A 25,489-nucleotide genomic window follows, 5' to 3' on the forward strand; every position below is an offset into this window, starting at 1 on the left:
TAAATCTTAAGAATGGTTAAATGGGGATATGAATCTTGAATTTCTAAAGAAGAATCGAAAACTCTTAAATGCGTTTCATTTTGGGCTGGAACGGGAATCTCTTCGCATAGATTCTAAGGGCAACATTTCAAAATACCCACACCCCAAATCCTTTGGTTCTCCGCTAACACACCCCTACATTCACACCGATTTCGGAGAACAACAGTTGGAGTGGAATACTCCCCCTAAAACCTCCTTTCGCAGTGCGCAGAAATTTTTAGAGAATCTTATGCATTTTTCTCTTAAAAAAAATCCAAAGGAACTCTTCTGGCCTTTTTCAATGCCCCCCCACCTAGACGAAATTCAAATTGCGCAATATGGTTCTTCCCATGCTGGAAGAAAAAAAGAAATTTATCGCGAAGGACTGAGAGATCGGTATGGAATGAACCTTCAAATGATCTCAGGAATTCACTTTAACTTCTCTTTTGACTTTCCCTTTTGGGAAAAACTTCATAGATATGAAAAGTCTTCTCTTCCCATTCAGGCGTTTATCAACGAAAAATATTTAGGAATAATTCGTAATTTTCTGCGTGAAGGATGGCTATTGACTTACCTCTTTGGAGCCTCGCCTGCAGCAGACCCCAGTTATGTAGACTTACCTGAGGACTTCCGAAGGGTTGGAGAGGCATTTGTTGGCCCTCACGCCACTTCTATTCGAACTAGCCATCTTGGGTATTATAGCCGAGTTCAAAACCAGCTAGCCATCTCTCTGAACTCCTTAGATGAATACATTGAGGAAATACAAACTGCGATCTCGACTCCAAAGAAGGAATATCTCTCAATCCCTTCACAACTAAATAACCATATTTTGCAAATCGAAAATGAGCATTATTCGAAGATCCGGCCTAAAGCAAATTCAAAAGACGGAGAATCCCCCCTAAAAGCATTGCAGAATCGAGGAATTGAATATATCGAAGTGCGGGCAATAGACCTTGATCCCTACCATCCCATTGGAATTACAACTGAGCAAATCGACTTTCTTCATTGCTTTCTTCTCTACTGCATGAACAAGAAAGCGCCTCTTCTTTCGAAGCAGTGTCAGATTTGCTTCACCTGCAACCAAGACAAGGTAGCGCTTGAAGGAAGAAAAAGTGGTTTGATTCTCCGCGAGAAAAATGAGATCTCTCTTGAAAAATGGAGCATGAAAATCTTCAAGTCTATGGAACCTATCGCTAAGCTTCTTGGAAAGGAAAAAAACCTTAGACTCCAAAAAGAGAAAGTAAAAAATGCTTCTCTAACACCTTCTGCACTTATTGCAGAAAGCTTGAATCACTCAACCTATCGACAACTTGGGGTAAAACTCGCTAAAATCCATAAAAAAACTCTTCTTTCAAACACTCTTACTTCAAAACAACTTAAACATTTCGAAAAACAAGTCACTGACTCCCAAATTGAAAATCAAAAACTTGAGACCGCAGCCTCTATTCTCGTTGATGGATATGAAGATCTTGAACTCTCAACCCAAATCCTGATCCAAAAAGCTCTAGAGTGGAACATTAGTGTCGAAGTCCTCGATCGCACGGACCAACTACTCCGTCTTGAAAAAGGGGGGCACATTGAATATGTGAAAGAAGCAACAAAAACCTCTAAAGATCCTTATATTGTTGCTCATCTTCTAGAAAACAAGCAGGTCACAAAAGAAATTCTTAAAAGAAAAAAATTGCGTGTTCCTGAAGGAAAGAGCTACACCTCCATTGATGCTGCAAAGATTGACCTACCCCACTATCTCAAAAGAAAGAGTGTGATCAAACCGAAATCGACCAACTTTGGCCTGGGGGTTTTTATTATCGATCCCCATGATGAGAAAGAGGCCTACCGCGCCCTTAAACAAGGGTTTTCTTACGGTTCGTCTGTATTAATTGAAGAATTTTGCCCCGGAGATGAGTACCGTTTTCTCATTATTGATGAAAAATGTATCGGAGTAGCAAAAAGAATTCCTTCCCATGTTATTGGAGATGGAGCATCAACGATTCAATCGTTGGTTCGTTCAAAAAATCATGATCCTTTCTATTATCGCGATCCCAAAACCTTTCTGCGCCTTGGGCCAGAAGAAAAAAAGAACCTTAAACAGCAAAAACTCACACCGAAGAGCATTCTTAAAAAAGGTAGAAAAATCTTTCTACGACACAATTCCAATGTTTCAACCGGGGGAGATGCGCATGATGTCACAGACCAAGTTCACCCTGAATACTCTCAAATCGCTCTTCAAGCAACCCAGGCAATCGGGGCAAAGATCTGTGGAGTGGATATGGTAATCTCGCAACCCAGAAAAGCCCCTACACTTAAGTCATACGCTATTATTGAACTCAACTACAATCCCGTTCTCTATATCCATGCTTACCCTTTCAAAGGCCTCCGACGCGATGTCGCTACCCCTCTCCTCCATCTTCTTGGCTACTCGAAGTAAGCGTAGCGGAATTCGATTTCTTTAAGAGGAGACAGATACACCCCTTTAAGGTGAGGATTACTTAGGTAGTATAGTTTGGTGTAGCATATGGGAATAATGGGCATCTCTTCCATGAGGAATTCTTCAGCTTGATGCAAGTACTCTTTTCTCTGAATAGGCTCTGTCTCAAAATCCGCAAGTATAAGAAGCTCTTTATAAAGAGGATGTTCCCAACGACTCATGTTAATTGCTAAGCTCCGGCTTCGGAAGGTATCAAGCATGTAAATAGGATCCTTCAGCCAAGAGTGCCAAGGCATCTCTCCTATCTCATAATCACCTTTTTGAATACGGACAAAGTGGACCGGCCAATCTGCATGCTCAATTTCAACATGAAGCCCTAGGTTTTTCCTAAGCTGCTCTTGGACAGCCTGGGTCACTCTAGAGGTAAAGAGACAGCTCCTTTGACTCATTCGGACTGCTGGAAGAGTCTCTACCGTTAGGTCCATCTCCTCAAGAGCTTTCGTAAAATACTCTTTTGCAAGCTCGATATTACAGTCTTCGAAATAAGGAGCATCTTGCACAGAGATTCCCTTGTTGAGAATTCCCATTGCAGGTTCCTCACCAAGTTGAAAGACATGCTGAGCAATAGATTTGCGATCTAAAGCATAAGCAACTGCCTTACGGAAATTCTTATTATTGAACGGAGGCTTTTCAGTATTCAAAAAGAACCAAAAGAGACCATATGCGTCAATGGTCGTGGCTTGCTCTTTGTGTTTATCATCACCAATCATATCTCTTGGCATAGAGCTGAAAGGCTGCCCAAACCAGTCTAACTCCCCTTTGTCGAATAGAAAGCTCTGAGTGTTTGCATCAGAAATCACTTGAATCCGAATTCCAGGAATTGCAACAAGTTCTGCATCCCCAAAATAGGGGTTTTTCTCGACAATGATTTCAACATTTTTTTTCCATCTTGTGATAACAAATGGGCCATTACAAACAAAATGGGGATTAACACTACTCGCCCACTGATGATCTTCCATATCAAACTTCTTATGGATAGGTGAATACGTAGAACTTGCACAAAGATATAGAAAATAAGGAGCTGGGTGCTCCAACTTCACCTCAAGCGTATAATCATCTAAAGCTTGGATCCCAACATCGTCAATTGTAGCCTTTTTTGTCAGACAAGCTTCTACATTTTTTATGGCATAGAATGTAACTGCTCCATTTTGCACAGTCTTTGGATCTACAGATTTTTTCCAGGCATATTCAAAGTCGTAGGCTGTAACAGGATCTCCATTCGACCAAAGAGAATCCCTTAAATGAAAGGTATAAGTGCACTGATCGTTTGAAATATCAACTGACTCTGCCACACCTGGAAGAATATCTCCATGCGGACCTAATCGCATTAATCCTTCAAAAAGCATCGTAATCACATGAGTACAAGGCGACTCATTAGAAATTCGAGGATCTAGGGAACGAATAGGTGCAATAATCGATAAATTAACCATACGGTTTTCATTAGTCTTACTCTCTTTCTTATTGCAGGAGAGAAGAAAAGAAATCACAAGGAGAACTAACAAATATTTTTTCATTCTTTCTCAAGGGTTACATTTTTAATATTCACATCCATAAAGGGAGAAACCCCTATATTTGCAAGAGTTGATTGTTTCATATAAAGCGCTGAGCCAAAACAAATAGGAATCACGGGCATCTCTTCCATGACATAAGCCTCCGCCTCTTCTAAAATCCTACTGCGCCTATCCAGATCAACTTCATGATCGATTGCTTTTAACATGCTAAGATATGAGCGATCTTCCCACCTCGAAACATTCATTTTTCGGTGGATAGGTCTAAAAAAGTCTAGAGTGTATATAGGATCACGAATTAGAGAAACCCAAAACATGCTTCCAACCTGGTAGTCCCCTTTTAACATCTGATTATAAAGAAGTCCCTTGTCAACAGGATCTAGCTTTACACGAATCCCCAAAGTCGCTTCCCAGTCATGCTGAATCATATGCATAATAGATGGTTGATACAAGGTGGGACAGTAGCTAAGAATAACCTCTGGAAATGTTTCCTTAGTCAATCCAAGCTCCGCAAGAGCTGAATTAAAAAGGAGCTGTGCGCTTACGTGATCCCCATCTTTGATATAATTGTTTTCTCCTTCAGCAATTAGTCCTAAAGCAGGAAGCTTACTCTTCGTAAAAAGATGATTTGAAATATTTTTTCTCGAAATAGCAAAAGATAGCGCCTTCCTTAGATTTTTGTTATTGAAAGGGTATTTCTCTGTATTAAAAACGAGAAGATTCATCCCATTTAAAGGTACACTCGTCACTTGATCTTCTAACTTTCCAAATTCTATGGCATCTGAGCATAAAGGAGCCAATGGATCTCCAATCCAATCAATCAATCCTCTCTTAAAAAAGTCATGCCTTACAGCTTGATCCTCAATAATTTTAATATCTACCCCAAGAAGCTCAATCTGAGAAGCTCCCCAATAGTTTGGGTTTTTTTCAAGGATAAGAGATTCTCCGATATTCCATATTTTTAAAACAAAAGGACCATTCGTTAACTCTTTATTTTTCCTGTTGATTGGCGAAAAGTTGACACAAGAAGCAAGTTCTAAAAAATAAGGAGTAGGATGTTCAAGAAGCACCTCTAACGTCTGATCATTAAGAGCACGAACTCCAAGCTCTGAGGAGGGGAGCTTCCCCTCATTGCAAAGGCCAGCATTTTTGATTGGGCTAAAGAGAAGGGCTCCATAGTGCTGAGAGCAAACTGCTTTTTTCCAAGAATACTCAAAATCATAGGCAGTCACAGGCTCCCCATTAGACCACTTTGTTGATTTAAGATAAAAAATATAGGTTAACTTATCCTCCGAAACAGAATAACTCTCTGCAATTCCTCTTTCAAGCTCACCACTCCCAGAACGAACCATAAGTCCTTCATAGAGCATTTTAATCACATGAACTGAAGGGCTTGCCGTCCCAATGTGGGGATCTAAGGACTTAATAGGCCTAGCTAAACTAAGACGCAAATAGCGAGGGCGAGGCTCTTTGTCTCCTTTTCCACACCCACTGACTAAGGAAAGCCCAAGAATCAAAAGGAAACTAGTTGACTTGAAGTTCATGAACACACAAATTTAAAAAAATCCTCGCGATAAATCTACAAGACTGCTAACTTTCGTTCAATCTCAAAAGTGATATCCGAAAAAAACTTTTTTTTAATGGTGTCAATGGCCTCTGTTGAAGCGAACAGCCCCCCATCCAATCAGCTCACGAAGCACCCTATGGCAAGTCTACGTGAGCTCTTTGCGCTAGCATTTCCCCTTATTCTAACAACATTTTCAGCTAGTCTACTTAACCTCATAGATCGCTTCATGCTCTCTTACTTCTCCCAAGACGCATGGAAGGCTTGCTGCTCGGCGATGAACCTTCTCTACCTACCCCAACTGGGCCTTATTATTATTGCCTCCATTTCCCAAGCCTTTGTGGGGCACTACAAGGGTGCAAAAAAAGGAAAAATGATTGGGCCCTTTATCTGGCAGATGATTTATTTTTCTTTGTCCACGATATTAATTATTTACCCCTTGTTTGTACTAGCTAATTTCTATCTAAAGGGAATAGAAGTTGAGAGCTCTGCTAAAAGCTACTTCCACATTCTTGCCTCAGCAAATTTTCTTTATCCTCTGGGCGCAACACTTGCATCCTTTTATATGGGCCGAGGAAAAAATAGTGTTGTCCTTTTTACAAACTTGGCAATTCAACTTTTAAATATGCTCCTTGATTACATTCTTATCTTTGGAGTTGGCGGCCTAATCCCCTCTTTTGGCGTTCAAGGAGCAGCAATTGCCACAGTCCTATCCCAGGGAACATACTGCCTGATTTTATTCCTTCTGTTTAAACAACGAAAATATGCCATTCCATTTTCCACAAACCAATGGAAATTTAACCCTTCTCTGTTTTGGGAAGGATTAAAGACTGGAATACCCAGATCTTTTGGAAGATCTCTTGCCGTAGGTGCTTGGACCCTTGCAACTTACTTCGTGATCCAAAAAGGGGGCGACTATTTACTGGTCCATTCATTTGGCCTCACCGTATTCGTCATCCTAAGCTTCATAAACGAAGGGATGGGCCAAGCACTTCTGACTTTCAATTCACATACACTCGCCAGTAATTCTTCCCACCTTTTCAGAAAAAATCTTTGTTCTGCAATATATTTCATTATCGCTATGGCCACAGTCCTGGCTATTCCCCTTTTGATTTTCAGGGAAACAATAATTCTTCTCTTTGTTAAAGATCCAGTTTCGCCTCAATCCCTACAGTTGCTAAAAGAATGTTGTATCTGGGTCTGGGTTGCCATTATTGGAGGCGGAATCAACCGCATTGGAGCCAGCATGGTCACTGCAGCTCGTGATACCGTATTTTATGCGTGGTGTATGACCATTCAATGGATAACCCTCTGTATCCCCATCTTTATTGGAATACAAAACTTAGGAATGTCTCCCTCAAAGTTCTTCTTGATTGAAGGCCTCAATTCAGCTTTAATTGGAATTATATTTATCTTTCGCTTCTTCAAAGAACCCTACAGACGACTGGGCCCTCAGTTAATCCGCATCAAACTCTTTAACTAATCCATGAGTCCACGAAAAATCCCCCTTGCAGGTAACAAGGGGGAGTGAAGAACAATTACGAAAGTGGTTTGCAAACTTTAGTTGAACAATTCAGGCAAGAAGGAACAAGTTCATCGATAAAAGAGCGCGGTCCCCCGCTGCCCCCATTCATGAAACAAATCTGTCCTTGATACACTAAAATTCGAACATTCTTATGTTTAACAACTCCTCTATCCGAAACAAACGACAAGATATAATGATTCTTGTCAAAACCGCTTGATAGAATAAAAGTAAACGGCACTTCAGCCTTCAGAAGATCTGCAGCTTCGGTCAGAGAAATATCCCCTCTCCATGCTAGATGATCTTTAACTTGCTTTTCTAAATGTGAAACAGATGATAGAAAAGTTCTTCTGCTTCTTTTGGATTGCATTCTTGTAATCATAAATACCCCACTTTGGATACTTTATTGGTTCACAGACTACTCGCGTAGCGAAAGACATTTTTGCAAACTCGTGAAATTAATTCAATACTTTATGGGAAAAATATGCTTGAGAAAAGTCAACTGTTCCATGCGAACTGGAATGCGCTAGCTCCAAATCAGGGTCCTTAATCATATGCTCAACGCTATAACAGATAGGAATCACTATTGCTTCTTCGATAACCATTTTCTCAGCTTGGAAGAGATACTTTTTTCTCTTTTCAATATCAATTGTACGATCTGAAGCATCGAGAAAACTTTGAAACTCCTTGTTTTCCCATCCAGTGAAATTGACACGTTCCTTTCCATACTTGTACGACTGCAAAGTATAAATCGGATCATTCACCCATGAAGTCCAATAGATTGAACCCACTTGGTAATTTCTCAAGTTCAATTTCTGAAAATGCTGGTTCCAAGGGGAAACTTCAACTTCGCATTTTATTCCTAAAGTTTTTTCCCACTGATTCTTGAGGATCACCGCACTACTTTTTTCCTGATCAACACAAGAAATATATATGATTGGAAAATCCTCAATTTTCATTTTAATTTCTTTCAAAGCTTCTGCAAAAAGGACCTGTGCGCCTTGATGATCTTCCTTGATCAAGAAATCAGCGTCTTGGCAAAGCGTTAGCTGGTAAGGCAATGGCGTATACGCTGGAACTCTCTTTGCAGGATGTGTCTCTATGATTTCCTTCCTAGACACAGCTTTAGAAAGTGCTCTGCGGATTTTTTTGTAGTTGAAAGGAAAGTGATTCACATTAAAACACTGCCAAAAAGTTTTCGGAGAGAGGTAATGGGTAACATTTTCGTCTTCAAGCTTGAACTGCAAATGATTCAATTGTAATAAATTAGTCCCTAGACAATGCAACTGTTTTTGACGAAACATTTCAATTGCATGCTTCATTTCTGTTCGAATGCACAGTATCTGATCTAACTTGACATCTTCCTTCATAAGATATTTAGAGTTCTTAATGAAGTTGAAGAAATACCCTTGGCTTGGTTCAACCTGTCTAAAAGGGCCATTGCAAACAAAGTTTTCATTTTTCTGCTTTGACCAGTTTGGATGCCTCTGATCAACCTGGTGATTCACAGGAGAATACAATATATTTGCTGTAAGTTCGATAAAATAAGGCGCAGGGTTCTCTAACTCAACCTTCAGTGTACGTTCATCTATAGCCTCGATTCCCACTTCTTCAATCTCTACCTTTCCTTCCTTAGCCTTCTTCCCATTTTTTATAGGGTAAAAGACATAGGCAAAGGGGGTCACAAACCCGGGTGAAAGAACCTTTTTCCAAGCATATTCAAAGTCAAATGCAACAACAGGAGCTCCGTTTGACCAATAGGACTCGCGGAGTTTAAAAACATACGTTTTCTTATCATCTGAAACAGTAAACTTCTCAGCAACAGAATACTTAGGCTTACCATTTCGACCAATTCGCATAAGCCCATTGAACAGTAATTTAACAAAAACAGAGGAATCTTGATCTCCTCCGATTCGAGGGTCCAAGGAAACAAAATTTGAATACGGAACTTTTAGAATTTGAAGATTGTCTTGGTCTTCCTTCCATTTCTTAAGGGTTTGGTTGACAATCGCTTTAAAAGCCTCATGCTTTTCTTTGGCGGGATCATTGCAGAGAAAACCTAAATAATAACTCCCCTCAAATGTGAGCGACGAAGAAACAAGGTTCCGTCCTTGAATAATCTCATCCAATAATGCGTCTTCAACAAGCGTCAAAAGTTCAGGATTATTCCCTCGAACAACAACGACGGTAATGTTTTCATCTTCACCCCTTTCAAGAAGGCAGGAACGATCTCTTGGAAATTCATTCTCAACAGCTTGAATAAATGTCTCAAAGAATAAACTTATCGAGGGAAGTGATATTGTTGCTTGGGCTTCAATAGGGTTCAATGAATAGAAGAAGTTCTCAAGAAGATCTTGATTCCGTTGCGAGATATCTTGAAAAAGACGTTTAAATTGGGTGAGAAGTTCTCCTTGTTTCACCATCATCCCTCCGTTATAGTCTCGAATTTCTCCGATATGCCTACTTAGGAACTTGACAACTTCTTCTCGAGCTCGGTAGAGGTTTACAGAAAAATCCATCCGCAGAAATGAGGGAAGCTTTGCCATGTGCAATCGAAAGACGTTCGCTTCAATAGGATGACTCTTCCTGATATAACTCACATTCTGAATCCTATCAGGAACAAAGCGAACAAGGGGATCAGCATTTTTTAACAGATCTTGAAGAGGAGGGGTTCCTTCGGATTTTACTCGAAGCAGAACCACTGTAAAGACCAAGTCCTCTTGAGAATGCTGATCAAATGAGATCATCATTTGAGGAATATCATCTTTCGACTTAAGTTCTCTTGAAAGCATCAAAATATTCCGCATTGTTTCTTCTTCATTTCGCACTGTGAAAATAGAAGGAACAAGGTGCTCAATTCGTTTTTTTAACTCTTCTTCAAGCTGACCTTTTAATTGCTTTCTGTCCTCAAGAGTTATAGAAGAACCATCTATCTTCTCAAGTTCCAGGTACAAAGAAATGATCGGATCATTCAAATGGCTTGATTGGTAAATAGACCCTGGAACAATTCGAATATCTGGGATGAATTTTTGAACAGCCCTAAGAACATGTTTTTCATCAAAAAACTCATATTTATGAAAAAGATTCACCCCAATTGAAAGTCCTAACACAGGCTTCTTCCCAAATGGAAATGAGAGTTCAGTTGCTAGAAACCGGATTTTCATATGCCTTTTTTCAGGAAAGACATTAATTTCCCGTGCCAATTGCGAGCGCCCTGATAAAAAGCTGAGGAGGATTCTTCCCAAGTGAGAATATGAACGCTCCATTCGAAACTCTTTGGAAGAATAGACCTGCATATAGGCCAATCTTTCAAAAATGACTTCATCTAAGTCATCAGGATAGCGATGGAGAAGCTTAATAAAAGATTCCCGAATAAGGTTCATCTTGTGGTCGAGAGGAAGGGCCTTGGTCTCCAGCAGAGATTTTGCATACCGACCGGCTGAGATAGAAGAAGCGATTTCCTTCTTCAGCAGAGGGAGGTTTTCCTTCAAGAGGGTGGCCTCTTTTTTATTTTGAATGAGAACCTTAGCCTCACCAAAAAAAAGTGTCTCCTTTGGGTAGTGGTCAAAAGTAAACGACATATGTTCAAAGGATAGAATTATTGTCTCTTGGTAAGGGAGAAGCCATCTCTTGATCATTTCCGAGATGAACGTTTCTGAAGGAATAGAACTGAGGGGCTTAATCAAGAAATAGATCGATACACAATCAGGAGGTGATTCAAAAGGGCTCCAAATAATATAGGGAAGGGATGAATTAACCCACTTCGCCAAACTCTCCCGATCATAAAAAGGCAGGGGGCTAGGAAGCACGGAAACAAGGGCCTCCTGAATCTGCTTCACATGTGCAAGAAGATTCTTGGAACGGCTATAGAAGGAAAATGCTGGACGGATCGTTAGATCCTCCGCTCTTTCAATCTTTTGCTTTGATAGCGCTTTGATTTCCATTCTATCGATGGTAATTCATCAACATATTTAAAACAAATCTTTCATGTCTATCCATGGATCTCCCTTGCAGTCAATGAAACGCATACATTTTAGGTTTTAAACGATTAAAACGCTGAATAGCAAGGTCGATAAGCTCACAGAGGAGGCTCGGATAAGATAATCCGCTCACTTCCCATAGCTTAGGGTAGAGACTAATAGAGGTGAATCCAGGGATTGTATTAAGCTCATTGATGAGGAGTTTTCCTCCTTTCTCCATGAAGAAATCAACACGCGCCATTCCTTCACACCTCATTGTTTTATATGCTTTGATAGCAAGTTCCTGTATTTCCCTAGTTTTTTCAGCAGAGATTTTAGCAGGAAGGATAAAGCGCGCCCCATTTTCATCGAGATATTTTGCTTCATAAGAATAGAAGTCATGGGTAGGAATAATTTCACCAGGAAGAGATGCTCTTGGATCTAGATTCCCGAGAATGGAAACTTCTAATTCCTGCCCTTTAATTCCTTCTTCGACCACAATTCTTTCATCGTATTTAAAGCTCTCTTCAAGCGCAGAAAAAAGTTCCTCTTTTGAGTGGACCTTACTAATCCCTACGGAAGATCCTAACCTTGCTGGCTTAACGAAAAGAGGAAAAGCAAAGGTACCAAGAATTTTTTCTATGTCAAATGATTGAAGAAAAAGCGATTTAGGAGTAGGCAGGCCTGCTCCACTAAGCATATCCTTCATCACCCCCTTGTCCATACACATAGCAGAACTCAAGTGATCGGACCCAACATAAGGAAGGTGTGCAAGCTCTATAAGGCCTTGAACAGTGCCATCCTCTCCATAAGGGCCATGAAGCACAGGAAAGATGACATCAAAGGTTTTTTTTAGCACGCAAGGGGAAAAAAAAATCTCTTCAGGAGAAACTTGGAAATCGTTAAAAAACCATGTTCCACTTTTTTCAATCTTAATAGGATAAACTTCATATTTATCACGATTAAGGTGCTCTATGACCGACTGAGCCGACCTGATCGAGACCTCATGCTCTTCTGATTGCCCCCCAAAAAGAACGCCTACTCGAATCTTTCTTTGCATCATTACCCTAGGTTTTACTATCATAATGTCACATGGAAATTCTTTACTCAACCACTATTCTTTCGTTCCTCCGAAAAGTCAAGAAAATGGCTTTTGAAATTCTAGCACACGAAATGCAAATTAAGGTCGGCCACTCCCGACTTTATTATCAGGGATACTCCTATCCTCTTCGATTTATTGTCTTTGACCACCCTTCAACCCTCGGAATTTTTCAAAGCGACCTCTTCGAAATAGGGATCAATAAAGTATTTCTTCTTGAGAGTGAAAAAGCGATTAAGGAAATTATACGACATGAGCTAGCCCACCTTGTCACCTTTCTTGAGTTTGGAAGCCACGTCTCTATGCATGGCAAAGAATTTCGCACAGTCTGCAAAAGGTACGGATGGGCAATCGAGATTTCAAAAGCCACAGTTCCCCTAGAAAAAATAGTGAAAAACAAGCGCATTGTCGAAAAGGTAAGAAAACTTCTTTCTCTAGCTGAAAGCCCTCATCCTTCTGAGGCTGAGGAAGCGACTCTAAAAGCTCAACACCTCTTAAGCAAATATAATGTCGAATATACTCCTGAAGAAGATGAAACAGTACTCCTTCGCGTTTTAGAAAAAAAACGGGGAAGTGCAAAGCTCCAAGCCATAGCCTCAATTCTTAGGAGCTTTTATGTCTATCCCGTCTTTAACAAAGGAAAAAAAGGAGTCTATTTAGAAATGATTGGGGATCAAACAGCTACCCAAGTTGCCGAGTATGTCGCCCATTTTCTCGATTACCAGTTCGAAGCCCTATGGAAAGAAGCTCGAAAAAAGGATCCTTTGCTGAAGGGAACCGCTTCAAAAAATTCCTTTTTTAGGGGGCTCGCTGAAGGATACAAGGACAAGAAAGTCGACTCCAAATCCCTTATTCGCATCGAAAACCATTTAACAACCATGGCTCAAAAAATTTATCCCTATCTCTCTTCCGTATCCTCCTCATTTTGTCATCATGAAAGGGGGGCTAGAAAGGGAAGGGAAAAAGGAAAAACGATGAAAATTCATGAGGGGATCCAGAAGAAATTCAAGCGCTTTCTGCTTGTGTGAAAAGTTAACAAAAGTTAAATTGGTTAGGATTGTTTTTTAAACCTAATGTGGGGTATCGATATGAAAAAATCTTCACTGCTAGCACTAGCTGCTTTTAGCCTCTTTGCATACCCAATGTTTGCAGAGGAATCTGAACAAAGCTCTGAAGAGCCAGTTGCTATTCAAACAACTGATGTACAAGTTTCTTTCAATGACGAAGAAACTAAAGAAAACTTTATCGCACTAAATGATGAAGAAGAAGAAAGCGTTGGTTCTTACCTCGCTCTGTCTGATGGCGAAGAAGAGGAAGATACTGCTTCCGCTTAATGCTTTGTCTAATGCATTAATAGGGTGAACATCATTTTTGAGGTTCACCTTTTTTTTTGGAGTAAATGTGCCTGTATCCCCTGAGAAAAAACGCGCTCTTTCAAGAAGAATGGAAGAGCTGGGAATTATTGATAGTGATCTTATTGAAAAATTTATTCTGGGCTCCGGCAAGGGTGGGCAAAAGGTGAATAAAACCGCTTCTTGCGTTTACCTTAAACATCTTCCAACCGGAATTGAAGTAAAGTGCCAACAGGAACGCTCTCGAGAGCTCAACCGCTACTTAGCCCGTCAGGAACTTTGTGAAAAACTTGCCTATGAAATTCACCAAGAAAAAACAAAAAAGAGAAAAGAAATAGAAAAAATTAGGCAGCAAAAAAAGCGTCGATCTCGTAGATTGAAACAAAAGATCTTAGAGGATAAAAAGAAACACTCCGAAATTAAAAAGATGCGAAAAAAAATCGAGGAATAAGTCTGAGATTTACAGATTACTCAAAAGGTTATGTAATTAAACTTGAGCCCGGAGAAGAGTTTCAAGAAACCCTCGGTGCATTTGTAGCTCAAAAACGGATCCCTAGCGCTTTTTTTTCAAGGCATTGGAGCGCTGACAAATGTGGAGCTTGGGTACTTTAGCATTGAAAAAAATGATTACGAAAGACACCCTTATGGAGGAAATTACGAGCTTATTTCCGCCAGTGGAAACATTTCTGTTGATGCTGATATCCCTATAGTCCACACACATGTCATGATCTCCGATGAAAAACGTCAACTCGTTGGAGGGCACCTTTTTGAAGGCATCGTCTCTGTTACTGCAGAAATTTTTCTCTTTCCGATGGATATTGCTCTCATAAGAAAAGCTGATGCGACGCTAAATTTCAAAGGGCTCGACCTTCCCCACTTGTTTGTTAGATAAAGTCGGTGATGCTCTTTCTAAATCCAAAAGCACTAACCCGAATACAATGCTCTCCAGAAGGTCCGTACCCTGCACCCGGGGTGATGATAAGATGCCGCTTTTCCATGAACTCCTGAAAAACATCCCAGGACTGCCTCCCGGGGGTTTCAATCCATAGATATGGTGCATTCTTTCCCCCATGGACACGGTACCCCTCCCCTTCAAATTTCTCTTTGAGAAGCTTAGCATTCGTCATCGTATACTGAATAGACTCTTGAATCGCCGCCCACCCTTCATCGGTGAACACAGCAACACCTCCCTTTTGAGCAATATTTGAAGCCCCATTAAAAACGGTACATCCAAAACGATGGTAATCCTCTTTTATAGGGTATCCACACTGAAACTTAAGCTCTTTGGGAATCACAGTCCAGCCTAAACGTACCCCTGAAAATCCTGCCATTTTTGAAAAGGAATTAATCTCAATTGCAACTTTCTCAGCTCCTGGAATGTCATAGATTGTACGAGGCAAAGCACTATCCTGAATGTACGAAAAATACGCGCCATCATAGAGAATAATCGTGCGGTTTTTAAGAGCATAGTCGACAAGAACTTTCAGCTCTTCGCGGGTATAAGCTCTGCCTGTAGGGTTATTTGGGTTGCATATATAGAGAAGATCTAGTCCCTCAGGAATTTCTGAAAAAAAACCATTTTGCGGTGTGCATGGGAGAAGCTCTATGTTCTTTACACCTTGCAAAATACTTCCATCCACATAGACGGGGTAGGTAGGATCTTGAATTCCGACTCTAACATTGCCCCCAAAAAGATTCTGAAGACGCCCTAGGTCACTTTTTGCTCCATCTGATATATAAATCTCCTCGGGAGAAAGTTTGGGATATAGGCGACTGCAGATTTTAGTCCGGAGCTCCAAAAGCCCCTGTTCTTTTCCATATCCAGAATATCCCTCTAAAGTTCCAAGCTCCGCTGCCCCCTTCTCTAAAGCTAAGGCAATTACTCTAGGAAGAGGAAGAACTGTATCTCCAATTCCAAGACTTAGGAGCTCAACAGTTGGATTCTCTTTCAAGAAAGCTTCCTTTCGACGGTTAATCTCAGGAAAGAGATAAAAGGGCCTAAGCTCTTTAAACTGCGGCGGACGTTCTAACATTTTTACTCCAATACTCTGCTGTTAATAGTCCACCACCTGCTGCTCCACGAATCAGGTTATGGGATAAAGAAATAAACTGAACATCCATTAAAGGACAGGCAGAAAGACGTCCTATACTCACCACCATTCCATCCCCCAAATCAAGGGCAGGTTGAGGGCGGTCCGCTTCTTCAAGATAAGAGACAGGCTCATATCTATCCCAGAGGGTCTTCACTTCCTCTAAAGAGGGTCTTTCTTGAAACCTGGCTGAAATAGCAGCAAGGTGACCATGAGAAATCGGGACTCTCATACATTGCGCAGAAATATGGATTGAAGAATCTCCCAATATCTTATGGGTTTCCATCGTTGATTTTTCTTCTTCTCCTTCAATAAATGGGAGGATATTGCCCTCTAGCTCAAACCCTTTTCCTGCCCCACTACGTGCCTGCAAGTAGGTCACTGAAATTCCACTTAAACGAAACCTCTTATGCAAAGGGAACAGTGGAAGAATCATGCCTTGAAGGGTGCAGTTTGGTTTAGCAACAATAAATCCATCCCATCCACGATTTTTTTGCTGCCTTTCAATCCACGCAAAATCCTCGGGATTGATTTCAGGAATAATTAAGGGAATATCCTCTTCCATCCGATGGCATGAAGCAGATGAGAATACTGGATATCCCGCTCGAGCATATAGAGGATCATAAATTTCAGCTGCACTATTCGGGAGGGCTGAAAAAATTAGATCGCATCCTCTAGCTTTTGAAACATCCTCCAATGCCTCTCTTGAAGGAATAAAACAAAGTTCAAAGCCTCGATGCTTAGAGATAAGTTTTTGATAGGTCTGACCTACTAGCCCTCCGCCACCCAAAAGTCCCACTTTAATCATAAAGCCGCCGCCTCAACCAATGGGGAATTCAGTAGAAGATTTCGCAACTTGTTATGATTTACCTTTGAAAGAGACGTTAGAGGGAGACGACACTCCCCAGCAGAAAGTCCTATTAGTTTCATCATAGCTTTAATCGGAACCGGATTTGTCTCAATTTGACTCATGGAGATAAAAGGATATAACTTCTGATACAATGTACAATCTTGAGTCTCTATCAGCTCTTTCATTTTGCTTGGCATCAGATTACTAAGCACTGAGACTAAGCCTGCTGCTCCAATGACTGACGTAGGAAGAGCCATCAAATCGTCTCCCGCTAAAAATAAAAAATCAGGAAGTGCCACAATGACTGACGCCCCATAGGCAATCGATCCTGATGCATCTTTGATCCCTACAATATTTTGAATGTCAGCTAGTCGTTTGACTGTCTCCAATTCAATCTCTACGCCGGTCCGTTTTGGATGGTTATAAATGATAATTGGAAGCGATGTGTTTTTTGCTATCTCCTGAAAATGTCGAAAAAGGCCCTCTTGTGTCGGACGACAGTAGTAGGGAGCAATGACCAAAACTCCATTCACACCCATTTTTTCTGCTTGGATGACCTTGGAAATTGAGCGTTCTGTTGACACATCCCCACAGGAAAGCATTAAGGATGCCCTGCCTTTTCCTTCTTCAAGAGCAATCGCAATCACCCTCTTTCGTTCTTCCTCAGACAGGAAATTCCCTTCCCCTGTCGTCCCTAGAAGAAGAAGGTTATCAACCCCTTCCTCAATTTGGAAGTGAATATTACCTCTAAGTCCTTTATCATCAACCTTTTTTTCTTTAAAAGGAGTGATTAATGCTGTTGTAATTCCTGCAAATGACATGACGCTCTTTCTTCAATATAATCATCAAAAGTATAAACCCCTTTTTTCCCCACTAGCCACTCAGCTGAAAGAATAGCCCCTCTAGCAAACACCTTGCGATCATGCGCACGATGCGTTAACTCGACAGATTCCCCTTGGCTGTGAAACATGATCTGATGGGTACCAACTTCCTCCCCTCTTCGGATAGATGTAAACTTAAGTCCCTCAATTTCCTCCATCAGTCTTAAAGCTGTCCCCGAGGGAGCATCTTTTTTTTCGACATGGTGGGTTTCTACGCCCTCTATTTCATACCCCTTAAATAGACTTTCCCCTAGTTTGGCCATTTTTCTAAACAAGGCCATCCCTATTGAAAAATTGGGCGCGTAAAGAAAAGGGATCTTTCTCTTTTTAACAATCGGGAGAATTTCATCTTTGCTCCACCCTGTCGTTCCAAGAACCCACGGAATCTCAATAGAAAGAGCGGTCTTTTTTACCGCTCCTCCAACTGAAAAGTCAATACACACATCGGCATCGGAAACAATCTCACTCGAGCACGAATGCCCTGCTAATAGGGAAAGCTCTCTAACTGCCTTCCCCATTTTTCCATAGCCAACAAGAGCTATTTTCATTTCTTTACGTACATCTTAAGGATCTTTTGGCTCTCGACTGGTTTGTCATGCATTCCCGTCTTTACCTTTTCAAGCTTCTCAACAACGTCATATCCCTTAACCACCTCACCAAAAATGGTATGATTTCCATTAAGCCATGGCGTTTCTGCTGTTGTAATAAAAAACTGACTACCATTGGTTCCTGGCCCTGAATTTGCCATAGCTAAAATACCAGGGCGATCGAATTTTTCACTCGACTTGCACTCATCTTCAAAAGGCTTGCCCCAGATTGATTCTCCTCCTCGTCCAGTCCCTGTCGGATCTCCTCCTTGAATCATAAAGTTGCTGATAATTCGGTGAAAAATAATCCCATCATAATATCCTTTTGCCGCGTGTTTCATCATGTTCTCACACGCTTTGGGAGCCACTGTCGGCTTGAGTTCAATTTCAATTATTCCCTGAGTAGTCTCCATAACGATAATAGGATTTTTCGACATATCATCTCCTTTGTCTTTTGCAAATAGTGAAAACACACAAAGCAACATTGCAGTTAAGTACTTCATTTGTGACCTCCTAGTTAAAGCGCCCATTCTACGGGAGGAGACAGAAAAACTGCAAGATGTTATACAGAGGCAAACCTGAGGTATTTATGAAGCTCTTAGTTCTTTTTCTTGTTATGATCTCCAGTGCTTTTGCAGAGGCCACTTACATCTACAGTAAAGATGTTGACGGTCGAGAATCAAAAACCACCTGGACGCTCGAATTTCAAGACAAAGACGACATTCTCCATATTGTTGGAGAAAGCCAGAGTGGAAAAACCCTCATTGTGACGTCTTCCGAGCGCGTCACTCAGAGCTTTAGCCATCAACATAAACACCGAAATGATCAATACTCCATTCATCGCAAAGAGGACTACCTTATCGCAAGCCGAGAGATAGGCGACGAAAAAACTCAAAAACAGTTCCATATTGGAAAGGAAAATTGGGTTCAAGAATTTGATTTTTGCTTTAAGCCTTTTATCCATTCCAGCTTTCGAGACTTTAAGTTTTCAATCGTCCATCCGAAAAAGCTCAGCCTTCACAGCATGATTGCAACCAAACAGGGACTTGACCAAATTGAAGTTCATGGAAAAGTTTATGACGCTCTTAAAGTAAAAGTCACCCTTACCGGATTCAAGAAGATGTTCTGGCATGCAGATCTTTGGTTCGATCCCCAAGCAGGAGACCTCTTGAAGTACACAGCTAATGAAGGGCCTAATACGCCCCTTAACACCATCACCCTCTTTTCAAAGCAATTCAATAACTGATATCCATCTAGATTAATAGCTTCTCTTTGATGGTTTTTACTCTATCTTCTAGACCACCTGTAACTTCTAAAACTTCAGTATTTTCTAATATTCCCAAGGAATCATCTAAGATCAGCTCTTCTAGTTTTTCATCGACCTTTGTTCTCAACTTCAAGTTTTGAGACGGTGGCACAATAATGCGATCACGGTACTCGATTGGGAGAAAAATAATAAGATCCAATCGCTCAATAGCAGCTTCCACTTGTTCAGCCCAGAGCTTTTCATCAAAATTCTTTGAGAGAGCTAGCATATAGGCTAAACAGTCTAAAGGACACCGGGTCGAGTAACGCAAGGGAACTTCCCCCTCACGTCCTCACAGATCCGTACGTGAACCTCTCGATTCATACGGCTCCTATGACTTACGCCGTTGGTTTGAATCCAAATTCCCAGTGAGCGAAGAGTTTGGGTTGCTTTTTAGCAATTTCTCCCAATAAACGGATCGCTCTCTGAAATTTTCTCTTAAACTTTTTATATTTCCTTTTTATCCACCTTGTGAGTGTTTCATTGAGATGGTAAAATACTGGGTATAGAGCAGTTTTGTAGAATCGACCATAATAATTCACCCATCCCCTCGCTCCTAAGGTGCAGTTTCCAGCCTCTCATGGTTTGATTCATTTTCCTCTTCGCCTCATTGCTTACTCCAGGACTGAACAGAGTAAAGTTAGTCCCATACTTATTTCTTGCCTCTCTTGGTCTAAACGTATAACCAAGAAAGGTAAATTGAATTTCATTATGGGAATCTTTTCTGTTGCTATCCTTGCAATAGACAATTTTTGTCTTTTCTGGATGAGCCTGAAGGTTACATTCAGCGAGCCTTGTTTGAATCACTCTTTTTAGCTCTTCCGCTTCTCGTTTTGTTTTTGCATGAATAACGATATCATCTGCATACCGCTCATATGGATTTTGCGGAAAATTCCTCTCCATCCATTTATCAAAAGCATAATGAAGAAACAGATTTGCCAATAGGGGGCTAATGACTCCTCCTTGAGGAGTTCCCATGGTCCTTGGCTCTGTTGTCCCGCTGGATCTTTCCACAGGGGCTTTTAGCCAACGTTCAATATAGAGTAAGTGCCATTTGCAATCTGTATGTTTAGCTACTGCCTTTAAAAGCAGCTCATGGTCTAGATTATCAAAGAATCCTTGAATATCAAGATCGATCACCCAATCATATTTCCAGCATCTTTTTCTTGCCGTTTGCAAAGCTTGGATGGCGGATTTATGGGGTCTGTATCCATAAGAGTCTGGTAGAAATTTTGGTTCTACTTTGGGCTCTAGATGGATCTTTACGACCATTTGTGCAATTCGATCTGCGACCGTCGGGATTCCCAGTTTTCGTTTCCCCCCATTGTTCTTGGGTATTTCTACCTCAAGTACGGATGGAGGGAAATAACTCCCGGATGACATTCTGTTCCAAAGTTTATAAAGGTTACTTTTGAGGTTAATCTCAAAGTCTTCAATTGACTGTCGATCAACCCCTGCAGCTCCTTTATTTGCTTTCACACGTTTGTATGCTTCCATCACAGTGTGTTTGGAAATTCTAAACGGTTTTACTTTTTCCATTTGTTCCTCCCGTTTCCGGTTGTCTGATGGAATCAGCTTCAAGTCATATCATTCCTTCGCTCCACTCTCATTACAAGAGCTTCTTTACTACTACGAATGATTCCGTCCCTGTGTTTGGCATTAGTACTCTCACTTTCATGGGATCTCCACTTAAGCTTCTTCTTTACCATCCAAACGACAGGTTCCCACGTTCCCTAAATAAGCCTATGTTGAGCTCATGCCATCTCTATGCCGGATGCCACCCAAGCAGTAAACAGGTTTCTCTTGGGTTTGTCCTAGGATAATTTGACCTACCTAGTTTTGACATCATCTAGAACACAATTTCGACACTTCATCAATGGTTCGCTTGCGCTCATCTTCTCAACATGTACCTGATGCATCCTCCTGCACCTTTTCCTTAACGCTCACCACAATATCTCTTAAATATTGCAGCTTAAGGTGGTTTGATATCTATGCCTGCATATCGACACCGAGGGACCTACCCTCATCTTGTTTAGAGCACCTTGCTTGCCAGCAAGTTCGTGGCACACTCAAAAATTGTGTCTTTCTGACTCTCATTAATAGCTGAGATTGAACGCTTAAGTTGTTCTTCAAAATCTTCCAATAAAGGCGGATGTGAAAATTCGTAGCCCTCTTGTTCAAGGAGAAAATAAGGTTCATCAACACCGGTATAGCTTGAAAGCCATTCTAACAGCGATGCAATCAGTGTTGATTTTCCAGAAAAATGGGTACCTGAAACTGCGATACGCATGTTAATAACCCTTTCTTACATTTCCTAGAAGCTATACCTTTTATCAATCTTCTATAGCTAAAGTGACTTAAATTAGTTATAGGCAGTGCTCCTTGAAAAGTTCGTCTATTCCATATTGATATTTTCTTCGCTTAGACTTTGCCTGTGCCCACTTGTGTTCAATAGGGTTTAGATCAGGGGAATAGGGAGGAAGATATTCCAAGGTATGGCCTGCAGCGTGGATCTTCTCTTGCATAGATTTGCTTTTATGGAATGAAGCATTATCCATAACCAGAATACTTTCAGAGGGAAGTTTCGGTAGCAAGTCCTCCTCTGCCCAAATGGAAAAGGCGTCTGTATTAATATTGCACTCGAATAACGCAAGTGTAAGGAGGCTTGTTCCAAGTAATGCCCCTATTGCATTTGTTCTTCCTTTTGCTCCCCAATCATGAGTGCCAAAACATCGCTGTCCTATTTTGGAGTAACCGTGGATGCGGGGCATATCATGGGCAAACCCGCTTTCATCAATATATACAATTGGCTTTCCCAAACGTTTATATTCTGCGATTTTTCCTTGAAAGATTTGTCTTTTTGTTTCGCAGGCCTTGGGATGGTTGAGCGTTTTTTTTATAGCTAATTCTTAACCTCTTCATGGCACACCGAATGCCTGAAGTGCTTACTTTGAGACGATGTGCTCGTTCATAGTTGAAGGCATCAGGGTATTTCTTGATATCCTCCATCAAGATCTCTCTATCAATCTTTATTGCAGGTCTGATTTTAGTGCGCCTCGGCTCTAACCTCTTAGACCAGAGAAACACACTATTTACACTTACTCCAAAGCGTTTTGCTACTTGGGCAAAGCTTAATTTTTCTTTGCTTCGGATTGATAGAACTTTTTTTCTAAAATCTAGCGAATATGTCATTCAAAAAATTATAACTAAAACGAAATATTTTAGCTATATAAGCCAGGCAACCACAAGTAACGTTAAATTATCAGTTGGTCCCGAAATTATGCAGAGAAGATTCCCAACTAGGGAAACAAGAATTCCAAAATACAGGGCAGGTTTCCTTCCAAATCGCTTAGCAACAGGACTGTAGATCAGTTGACCAATAGAATAACCTAAAAGAAAAAGCATGATGGTAAGCTGAGAAACTCCGGCGCTGACTTAAAAGCGATCCATCACCGCGGGAATCGCTGGCGTAAATAGAGCCGTAAGAAATCAATACAATTAAAGTCAGTAATGATGGTTTTTTAACGTTCAGACGGTAATCTGAGTGAGGTTCTGCTGGCGTTGTCATGAATCAGTGACTCTATTGTTTCTATCCATTTTGGGTGATCATTTAACCCTTTAACAAGATCCAGAGTTTCTCCACCACTGTTTTGAAACTCTTGCCTGTACTGAGACCCGATTTCTTCAAGGGTTTCCAGACAGTCGGCAACAAAGGAGGGGCAAAAAACGAGAACCCGCTTCTTTTTTTTAATCGCTAAGTTTTGCAAAACAACATCGGTATAAGGCTCAATCCAAGGGCTTTTGCCCAGGCGGGACTGGTAGGTGTGACTCCACATCCCATGTGGGATCCTTAATTTCTTGGTAATTTCCCTTGTTGTCGCAAAACATTGAGAGGCATAGCAGGTTGGGTTATTTTGACAACAGTCTTTCTCTTTGAGGCAAATGCCTTTTTGATCTCCCTTTAAGATTTGTCTTTGTGGAAGACCATGATAACTGAAAACAAAATGATCATAACTTTCCAAGTCACGCTCCTCTGCTCTCTTTGCAAAAGCCTCAATCAAGTGTGGATGACTCGGATATTGGGAGATAAAACGCACTTCAGGAATGATTGCCCATTTAGAAAGAATTTCAAAAACCTTTTGATGAACAGAGCCTGTCGTTGCAGAGGCATACTGCGGAAACATTGGAAAAATAACAAGCTTCTGGCATCCCATCAAGGCCTTCAATCCCTCCTCAATCGAAGGGCTTTGATACCTCATGGCAAGTCTAACCCTATAATCTTCTCCCAATCTCTTTTGAAGAAGCCCCTCAACCTTTTTTCCATGTATGAGAAGAGGAGAACCTTCTTTTTCCCAAATCGACTTGTAGAGAGCCGCTGACTGTCTATAGCGCTTTGGAATAATGATTCCTCGAACAAGCAAATTTCTCTGAACAGGAGGGAGGTCTATCACTCGACCATCGGTTAGGAATTCAGTCAAATACCGTTTGACATCTCTTGGGCTAGGTGTACTTGGGGTGCCTAGGTTCACCAATAGGACTCCGGTTTTCATTATGACTCCAGGCTTTTAACTTGGCTGAATTCGACGTGTTTGTAAACACGGCTTAAGTTGAAAATAGCTCCACAGAAAATCGAAGCCATTCCAAATAGGACAAACCCTTGAGCATAGAGGTTGAAATCTCCTAAAAACCCAAGAAGCTGAGGAACAACTCCAGCACCCATCAAAAAACCAAACGGAGCAATGAGTGATACGATTGTAGAATTTTTCTCTGGAGGAACGATCGTGGCAATAGCAAAGTGAATAAGGGGCATTAAACAAGCTGCAACAGGAGATTGAAGGGTAAATAGAACGAGTGAGCTGGAAGGGTTCATCGCTCCCATTAAAGAGGTTAGAGCACCGCAAAAAACCAGCGATAGAACCATCGAACGCTTCAGTCCAAAACGATCAGCCACTACTCCTGCAACAATCGCCGTTCCAAAGCTAAGAACACGAGCAATCACAATGAGTTGGTGAACCGCATCTTTATCGAGCAAATTATGGCGTTGAAAATAGTCTGGCGCCATATTATAAATTCCAATATTGAGACCATTTGCAAGACACAAAAGAATCAGTAAGATCCAAAAAGACGGCCACGAAAAAACACTTCGAACGAAGGCTATTGTAATTGGCTCTCCTTTTTCATTTCCCTGCTTAAATAAGAAAAACAAAACAACACTGATAATACTCGAAATCAGTCCAAAACCATTTAATATCTCTTTCCAAGAGTAGATCTCAATGACGCTTCGTACAATGATCGGAGACAGGATAAAAGCAACGCTCTGCGCCGTCGCAAAAATCCCAAATGCTTTCCCCAAATGCTGTGTTGCGACCCCTTCTCGAAGGATTGCAACCGCAGAAGGAATAAAAAAACCAGAGCATAGCCCAACCAAAAATATAGAAAGGCGAAAGAACTGGAAGGATTCAGCATAGGAAGTAATGACAAGGGCAAATCCTGTTGATAACAAAGAAAAAATAACCGTCATCTTATGACTGATACGTGAAGAGAGAAATTGAGATCCAAACAGAGTGATTGCAAACCCCACAGAGAGAATAAAAAAGAGGTTCCCTATGTCTGCATGGCAAAGGTTCATCTCCTCACATATGAAGGGTGTCATTGGAGGAAAGATGATGCGTGCCATGATGTTTAAAAATGAGGCAAAAGTAATCAATGTTAGAAAAGGAAGAAAAGAAAAAAATGAGGTTTTCTCAGTATTATTCATTTAATAGGTCCAAAATTGTATCAGCTGAGTTCTCTGTATCCTCTGCTTCAGTAAAAGAAATACAACAAGAGGGGGCAAGCTCCATTCCTACGCAGTCTCCAACAAGAAGAAGCACCACGCCCACCCTCTCATCCATGAAATAGGCCTCTTTTGCATCTGGCTCAAAAAGCGAAGTATACACCAGAACACCTCTTCTGAACAAAGCCTTTTCGATTTTTTGAGCCCAACCGACAAGTTTTTTTTTGATTGTTCCCGTAAATAAAAAATATTTTACCTCGATGTCCCTGCCGTTTTTCCCGCATTCCCATTGTGATTGTCGAGATTTCTTCTTTCTCATACTTTGAAAGAATCTTCTCAACAAGTCCTCCACCAGACTGTCGGTATTGATGGACAAGGACAAATCGAGAAGTTTCAACAACCTCATTCGAGAGATCACAGGCAATTTTCTCCCCTAAATCGAGAACAACTTCTCCCATCTCATGCCTTTCAACAAATCTTTTACCCTTT

Annotated in this window: 26 protein-coding genes and 2 pseudogenes; 7 read left to right on the forward strand and 21 right to left on the reverse strand. The window is 41.0% G+C overall.

Annotation, left to right across the window (positions count from 1 at the left end; all coding sequences use genetic code 11):
- The first annotated feature begins 28 nt into the window (after positions 1-28).
- A complete protein-coding gene (gene gshA, locus R2I63_RS01320; protein ID WP_316358016.1) occupies positions 29-2,446 on the forward strand; it encodes a glutamate--cysteine ligase in 2,418 nt (805 codons plus the stop codon).
- Here gshA and R2I63_RS01325 read toward each other — a convergent pair.
- Complete coding sequence (locus R2I63_RS01325) at positions 2,434-4,020, reverse strand: peptide ABC transporter substrate-binding protein (RefSeq protein ID WP_316358018.1); 1,587 nt, start codon at positions 4,018-4,020, stop codon at positions 2,434-2,436. The two genes, gshA and R2I63_RS01325, sit on opposite strands and share 13 nt — an antisense overlap.
- Positions 4,017-5,558, reverse strand: a complete 1,542-nt coding sequence (locus tag R2I63_RS01330) for a peptide ABC transporter substrate-binding protein (RefSeq protein ID WP_316358020.1) — start codon at positions 5,556-5,558, stop codon at positions 4,017-4,019. Before R2I63_RS01330 ends, R2I63_RS01325 begins: the two co-directional genes overlap by 4 nt.
- A 105-nt stretch (positions 5,559-5,663) precedes the next feature.
- On the opposite strand from R2I63_RS01330, the gene R2I63_RS01335 reads away from it, so the two are divergent.
- The gene (locus tag R2I63_RS01335) at positions 5,664-7,061 is read left to right on the forward strand and encodes an MATE family efflux transporter (protein WP_316358023.1); all 1,398 of its coding nucleotides are present in this window, start codon (positions 5,664-5,666) and stop codon (positions 7,059-7,061) included.
- A gap of 55 nt (positions 7,062-7,116) precedes the next feature.
- Here R2I63_RS01335 and R2I63_RS01340 read toward each other — a convergent pair whose 3' ends face one another.
- The 3 genes from R2I63_RS01340 to R2I63_RS01350 all read right to left on the reverse strand — a co-directional run bounded on the left by R2I63_RS01340 (position 7,117) and on the right by R2I63_RS01350 (position 12,143).
- Complete coding sequence (locus R2I63_RS01340) at positions 7,117-7,482, reverse strand: SH2 domain-containing protein (protein ID WP_316358025.1); 366 nt, start codon at positions 7,480-7,482, stop codon at positions 7,117-7,119.
- Positions 7,483-7,558: 76 nt separating this feature from the next.
- The gene (locus R2I63_RS01345; protein ID WP_316358026.1) at positions 7,559-11,044 is read right to left on the reverse strand and encodes a peptide ABC transporter substrate-binding protein; all 3,486 of its coding nucleotides are present in this window, start codon (positions 11,042-11,044) and stop codon (positions 7,559-7,561) included.
- Between the two features lie 70 nt (positions 11,045-11,114).
- Positions 11,115-12,143, reverse strand: a complete 1,029-nt coding sequence (locus R2I63_RS01350) for a D-alanine--D-alanine ligase family protein (RefSeq protein ID WP_316358028.1) — start codon at positions 12,141-12,143, stop codon at positions 11,115-11,117.
- Positions 12,144-12,205: 62 nt separating this feature from the next.
- Between R2I63_RS01350 and R2I63_RS01355 the strand changes: the two genes are divergently transcribed.
- The 4 genes and pseudogenes from R2I63_RS01355 to R2I63_RS01370 form a co-directional block, all read left to right on the forward strand.
- On the forward strand, positions 12,206-13,186 hold the full coding sequence (locus R2I63_RS01355; protein WP_316358030.1) for a DUF2786 domain-containing protein: 981 nt from the start codon (positions 12,206-12,208) through the stop codon (positions 13,184-13,186).
- A 60-nt stretch (positions 13,187-13,246) separates the two neighbouring features.
- Entirely contained in the window at positions 13,247-13,492 is a 246-nt protein-coding gene (locus tag R2I63_RS01360) for a hypothetical protein (RefSeq protein WP_316358032.1), read from the forward strand.
- 109 nt (positions 13,493-13,601) lie between these two features.
- The gene (locus R2I63_RS01365; RefSeq protein WP_316358034.1) at positions 13,602-13,961 is read left to right on the forward strand and encodes a peptide chain release factor family protein; all 360 of its coding nucleotides are present in this window, start codon (positions 13,602-13,604) and stop codon (positions 13,959-13,961) included.
- Between the two features lie 117 nt (positions 13,962-14,078).
- Positions 14,079-14,402 (forward strand): annotated as a pseudogene (locus R2I63_RS01370) (PPC domain-containing DNA-binding protein); the annotation flags it as partial.
- Here R2I63_RS01370 and R2I63_RS01375 read toward each other — a convergent pair.
- Genes R2I63_RS01375 through R2I63_RS01395 form a run of 5 tightly spaced genes read right to left on the reverse strand, consistent with a single transcriptional unit; the run spans position 14,395 to position 18,355 of the window.
- A complete protein-coding gene (locus R2I63_RS01375) occupies positions 14,395-15,543 on the reverse strand; it encodes an LL-diaminopimelate aminotransferase (RefSeq protein WP_316358035.1) in 1,149 nt (382 codons plus the stop codon). The pseudogene R2I63_RS01370 and the gene R2I63_RS01375 sit on opposite strands and share 8 nt — an antisense overlap.
- The gene (locus R2I63_RS01380; RefSeq protein ID WP_316358037.1) at positions 15,518-16,408 is read right to left on the reverse strand and encodes an aspartate-semialdehyde dehydrogenase; all 891 of its coding nucleotides are present in this window, start codon (positions 16,406-16,408) and stop codon (positions 15,518-15,520) included. The genes R2I63_RS01375 and R2I63_RS01380 overlap by 26 nt, the downstream gene beginning before the upstream one ends.
- The gene (gene dapA / locus R2I63_RS01385) at positions 16,405-17,271 is read right to left on the reverse strand and encodes a 4-hydroxy-tetrahydrodipicolinate synthase (RefSeq protein ID WP_316358038.1); all 867 of its coding nucleotides are present in this window, start codon (positions 17,269-17,271) and stop codon (positions 16,405-16,407) included. Before dapA ends, R2I63_RS01380 begins: the two co-directional genes overlap by 4 nt.
- Entirely contained in the window at positions 17,241-17,879 is a 639-nt protein-coding gene (locus R2I63_RS01390) for a 4-hydroxy-tetrahydrodipicolinate reductase (protein WP_316358040.1), read from the reverse strand. The genes dapA and R2I63_RS01390 overlap by 31 nt, the downstream gene beginning before the upstream one ends.
- Positions 17,876-18,355: a peptidylprolyl isomerase gene (locus R2I63_RS01395; protein ID WP_316358042.1), complete on the reverse strand. Its 480-nt coding sequence runs from the start codon at positions 18,353-18,355 to the stop codon at positions 17,876-17,878. The genes R2I63_RS01390 and R2I63_RS01395 overlap by 4 nt, the downstream gene beginning before the upstream one ends.
- A gap of 152 nt (positions 18,356-18,507) precedes the next feature.
- Between R2I63_RS01395 and R2I63_RS01400 the strand changes: the two genes are divergently transcribed.
- On the forward strand, positions 18,508-19,164 hold the full coding sequence (locus R2I63_RS01400; RefSeq protein ID WP_316358045.1) for a hypothetical protein: 657 nt from the start codon (positions 18,508-18,510) through the stop codon (positions 19,162-19,164).
- Positions 19,165-19,171: 7 nt separating this feature from the next.
- Here R2I63_RS01400 and R2I63_RS01405 read toward each other — a convergent pair whose 3' ends face one another.
- From R2I63_RS01405 to R2I63_RS01450, 11 genes and pseudogenes are all read right to left on the reverse strand, one after another.
- A complete protein-coding gene (locus tag R2I63_RS01405) occupies positions 19,172-19,495 on the reverse strand; it encodes a hypothetical protein (protein ID WP_316358047.1) in 324 nt (107 codons plus the stop codon).
- A gap of 67 nt (positions 19,496-19,562) precedes the next feature.
- On the reverse strand, positions 19,563-19,766 hold the full coding sequence (locus R2I63_RS01410) for a hypothetical protein (protein WP_316358049.1): 204 nt from the start codon (positions 19,764-19,766) through the stop codon (positions 19,563-19,565).
- Complete coding sequence (gene ltrA, locus R2I63_RS01415) at positions 19,705-20,763, reverse strand: group II intron reverse transcriptase/maturase (protein ID WP_316358050.1); 1,059 nt, start codon at positions 20,761-20,763, stop codon at positions 19,705-19,707. The genes R2I63_RS01410 and ltrA overlap by 62 nt, the downstream gene beginning before the upstream one ends.
- 493 nt (positions 20,764-21,256) lie before the next feature.
- A complete protein-coding gene (locus R2I63_RS01420; protein WP_316358053.1) occupies positions 21,257-21,514 on the reverse strand; it encodes a hypothetical protein in 258 nt (85 codons plus the stop codon).
- A gap of 76 nt (positions 21,515-21,590) precedes the next feature.
- On the reverse strand, positions 21,591-22,124 hold the full coding sequence (locus tag R2I63_RS01425) for an IS630 family transposase (protein ID WP_316359829.1): 534 nt from the start codon (positions 22,122-22,124) through the stop codon (positions 21,591-21,593).
- Positions 22,048-22,416 carry an IS630 transposase-related protein gene (locus tag R2I63_RS01430; RefSeq protein WP_316358055.1) on the reverse strand — a complete coding sequence of 123 codons (369 nt, stop codon included), beginning with the start codon at positions 22,414-22,416 and terminating at the stop codon, positions 22,048-22,050. The genes R2I63_RS01425 and R2I63_RS01430 overlap by 77 nt, the downstream gene beginning before the upstream one ends.
- Before the next feature lie 33 nt (positions 22,417-22,449).
- Positions 22,450-22,644, reverse strand: a pseudogene (locus R2I63_RS10545) (MFS transporter); the annotation flags it as partial.
- Between the two features lie 101 nt (positions 22,645-22,745).
- Positions 22,746-23,774 carry a ferrochelatase gene (gene hemH / locus R2I63_RS01435; protein ID WP_316358057.1) on the reverse strand — a complete coding sequence of 343 codons (1,029 nt, stop codon included), beginning with the start codon at positions 23,772-23,774 and terminating at the stop codon, positions 22,746-22,748.
- A complete protein-coding gene (locus tag R2I63_RS01440; RefSeq protein WP_316358059.1) occupies positions 23,774-24,982 on the reverse strand; it encodes an MFS transporter in 1,209 nt (402 codons plus the stop codon). Before R2I63_RS01440 ends, hemH begins: the two co-directional genes overlap by 1 nt.
- A complete protein-coding gene (locus tag R2I63_RS01445; protein ID WP_316358062.1) occupies positions 24,975-25,163 on the reverse strand; it encodes a hypothetical protein in 189 nt (62 codons plus the stop codon). The genes R2I63_RS01440 and R2I63_RS01445 overlap by 8 nt, the downstream gene beginning before the upstream one ends.
- Entirely contained in the window at positions 25,144-25,458 is a 315-nt protein-coding gene (locus R2I63_RS01450; protein ID WP_316358064.1) for a hypothetical protein, read from the reverse strand. The genes R2I63_RS01445 and R2I63_RS01450 overlap by 20 nt, the downstream gene beginning before the upstream one ends.
- Positions 25,459-25,489: the final 31 nt, after the last annotated feature.

It is taken from the genome of Candidatus Neptunochlamydia sp. REUL1 (genome assembly GCF_963457595.1).
In the GTDB taxonomy this organism is placed as follows: Bacteria; Chlamydiota; Chlamydiia; order Chlamydiales; family Simkaniaceae; genus Neptunichlamydia.

Bases quoted from the DNA above. Each gene is read 5' to 3' on its own strand.
- gshA (WP_316358016.1), top strand. From the start codon at position 29: ATGAATCTTGAATTTCTAAAGAAGAATCGAAAACTCTTAAATGCGTTT.
- R2I63_RS01325 (WP_316358018.1), bottom strand. From the start codon at position 4,020: ATGAAAAAATATTTGTTAGTTCTCCTTGTGATTTCTTTTCTTCTCTCC.
- R2I63_RS01330 (WP_316358020.1), bottom strand. From the start codon at position 5,558: ATGAACTTCAAGTCAACTAGTTTCCTTTTGATTCTTGGGCTTTCCTTA.
- R2I63_RS01335 (WP_316358023.1), top strand. From the start codon at position 5,664: ATGGCCTCTGTTGAAGCGAACAGCCCCCCATCCAATCAGCTCACGAAG.
- R2I63_RS01340 (WP_316358025.1), bottom strand. From the start codon at position 7,482: ATGATTACAAGAATGCAATCCAAAAGAAGCAGAAGAACTTTTCTATCA.
- R2I63_RS01345 (WP_316358026.1), bottom strand. From the start codon at position 11,044: ATGGAAATCAAAGCGCTATCAAAGCAAAAGATTGAAAGAGCGGAGGAT.
- R2I63_RS01350 (WP_316358028.1), bottom strand. From the start codon at position 12,143: ATGATAGTAAAACCTAGGGTAATGATGCAAAGAAAGATTCGAGTAGGC.
- R2I63_RS01355 (WP_316358030.1), top strand. From the start codon at position 12,206: ATGGCTTTTGAAATTCTAGCACACGAAATGCAAATTAAGGTCGGCCAC.
- R2I63_RS01360 (WP_316358032.1), top strand. From the start codon at position 13,247: ATGAAAAAATCTTCACTGCTAGCACTAGCTGCTTTTAGCCTCTTTGCA.
- R2I63_RS01365 (WP_316358034.1), top strand. From the start codon at position 13,602: ATGGAAGAGCTGGGAATTATTGATAGTGATCTTATTGAAAAATTTATT.
- R2I63_RS01375 (WP_316358035.1), bottom strand. From the start codon at position 15,543: ATGTTAGAACGTCCGCCGCAGTTTAAAGAGCTTAGGCCCTTTTATCTC.
- R2I63_RS01380 (WP_316358037.1), bottom strand. From the start codon at position 16,408: ATGATTAAAGTGGGACTTTTGGGTGGCGGAGGGCTAGTAGGTCAGACC.
- dapA (WP_316358038.1), bottom strand. From the start codon at position 17,271: ATGTCATTTGCAGGAATTACAACAGCATTAATCACTCCTTTTAAAGAA.
- R2I63_RS01390 (WP_316358040.1), bottom strand. From the start codon at position 17,879: ATGAAAATAGCTCTTGTTGGCTATGGAAAAATGGGGAAGGCAGTTAGA.
- R2I63_RS01395 (WP_316358042.1), bottom strand. From the start codon at position 18,355: ATGTCGAAAAATCCTATTATCGTTATGGAGACTACTCAGGGAATAATT.
- R2I63_RS01400 (WP_316358045.1), top strand. From the start codon at position 18,508: ATGAAGCTCTTAGTTCTTTTTCTTGTTATGATCTCCAGTGCTTTTGCA.
- ltrA (WP_316358050.1), bottom strand. From the start codon at position 20,763: ATGGAAAAAGTAAAACCGTTTAGAATTTCCAAACACACTGTGATGGAA.
- R2I63_RS01420 (WP_316358053.1), bottom strand. From the start codon at position 21,514: ATGCGTATCGCAGTTTCAGGTACCCATTTTTCTGGAAAATCAACACTG.
- R2I63_RS01430 (WP_316358055.1), bottom strand. From the start codon at position 22,416: ATGACATATTCGCTAGATTTTAGAAAAAAAGTTCTATCAATCCGAAGC.
- hemH (WP_316358057.1), bottom strand. From the start codon at position 23,774: ATGAAAACCGGAGTCCTATTGGTGAACCTAGGCACCCCAAGTACACCT.
- R2I63_RS01440 (WP_316358059.1), bottom strand. From the start codon at position 24,982: ATGAATAATACTGAGAAAACCTCATTTTTTTCTTTTCTTCCTTTTCTA.
- R2I63_RS01450 (WP_316358064.1), bottom strand. From the start codon at position 25,458: ATGGGAGAAGTTGTTCTCGATTTAGGGGAGAAAATTGCCTGTGATCTC.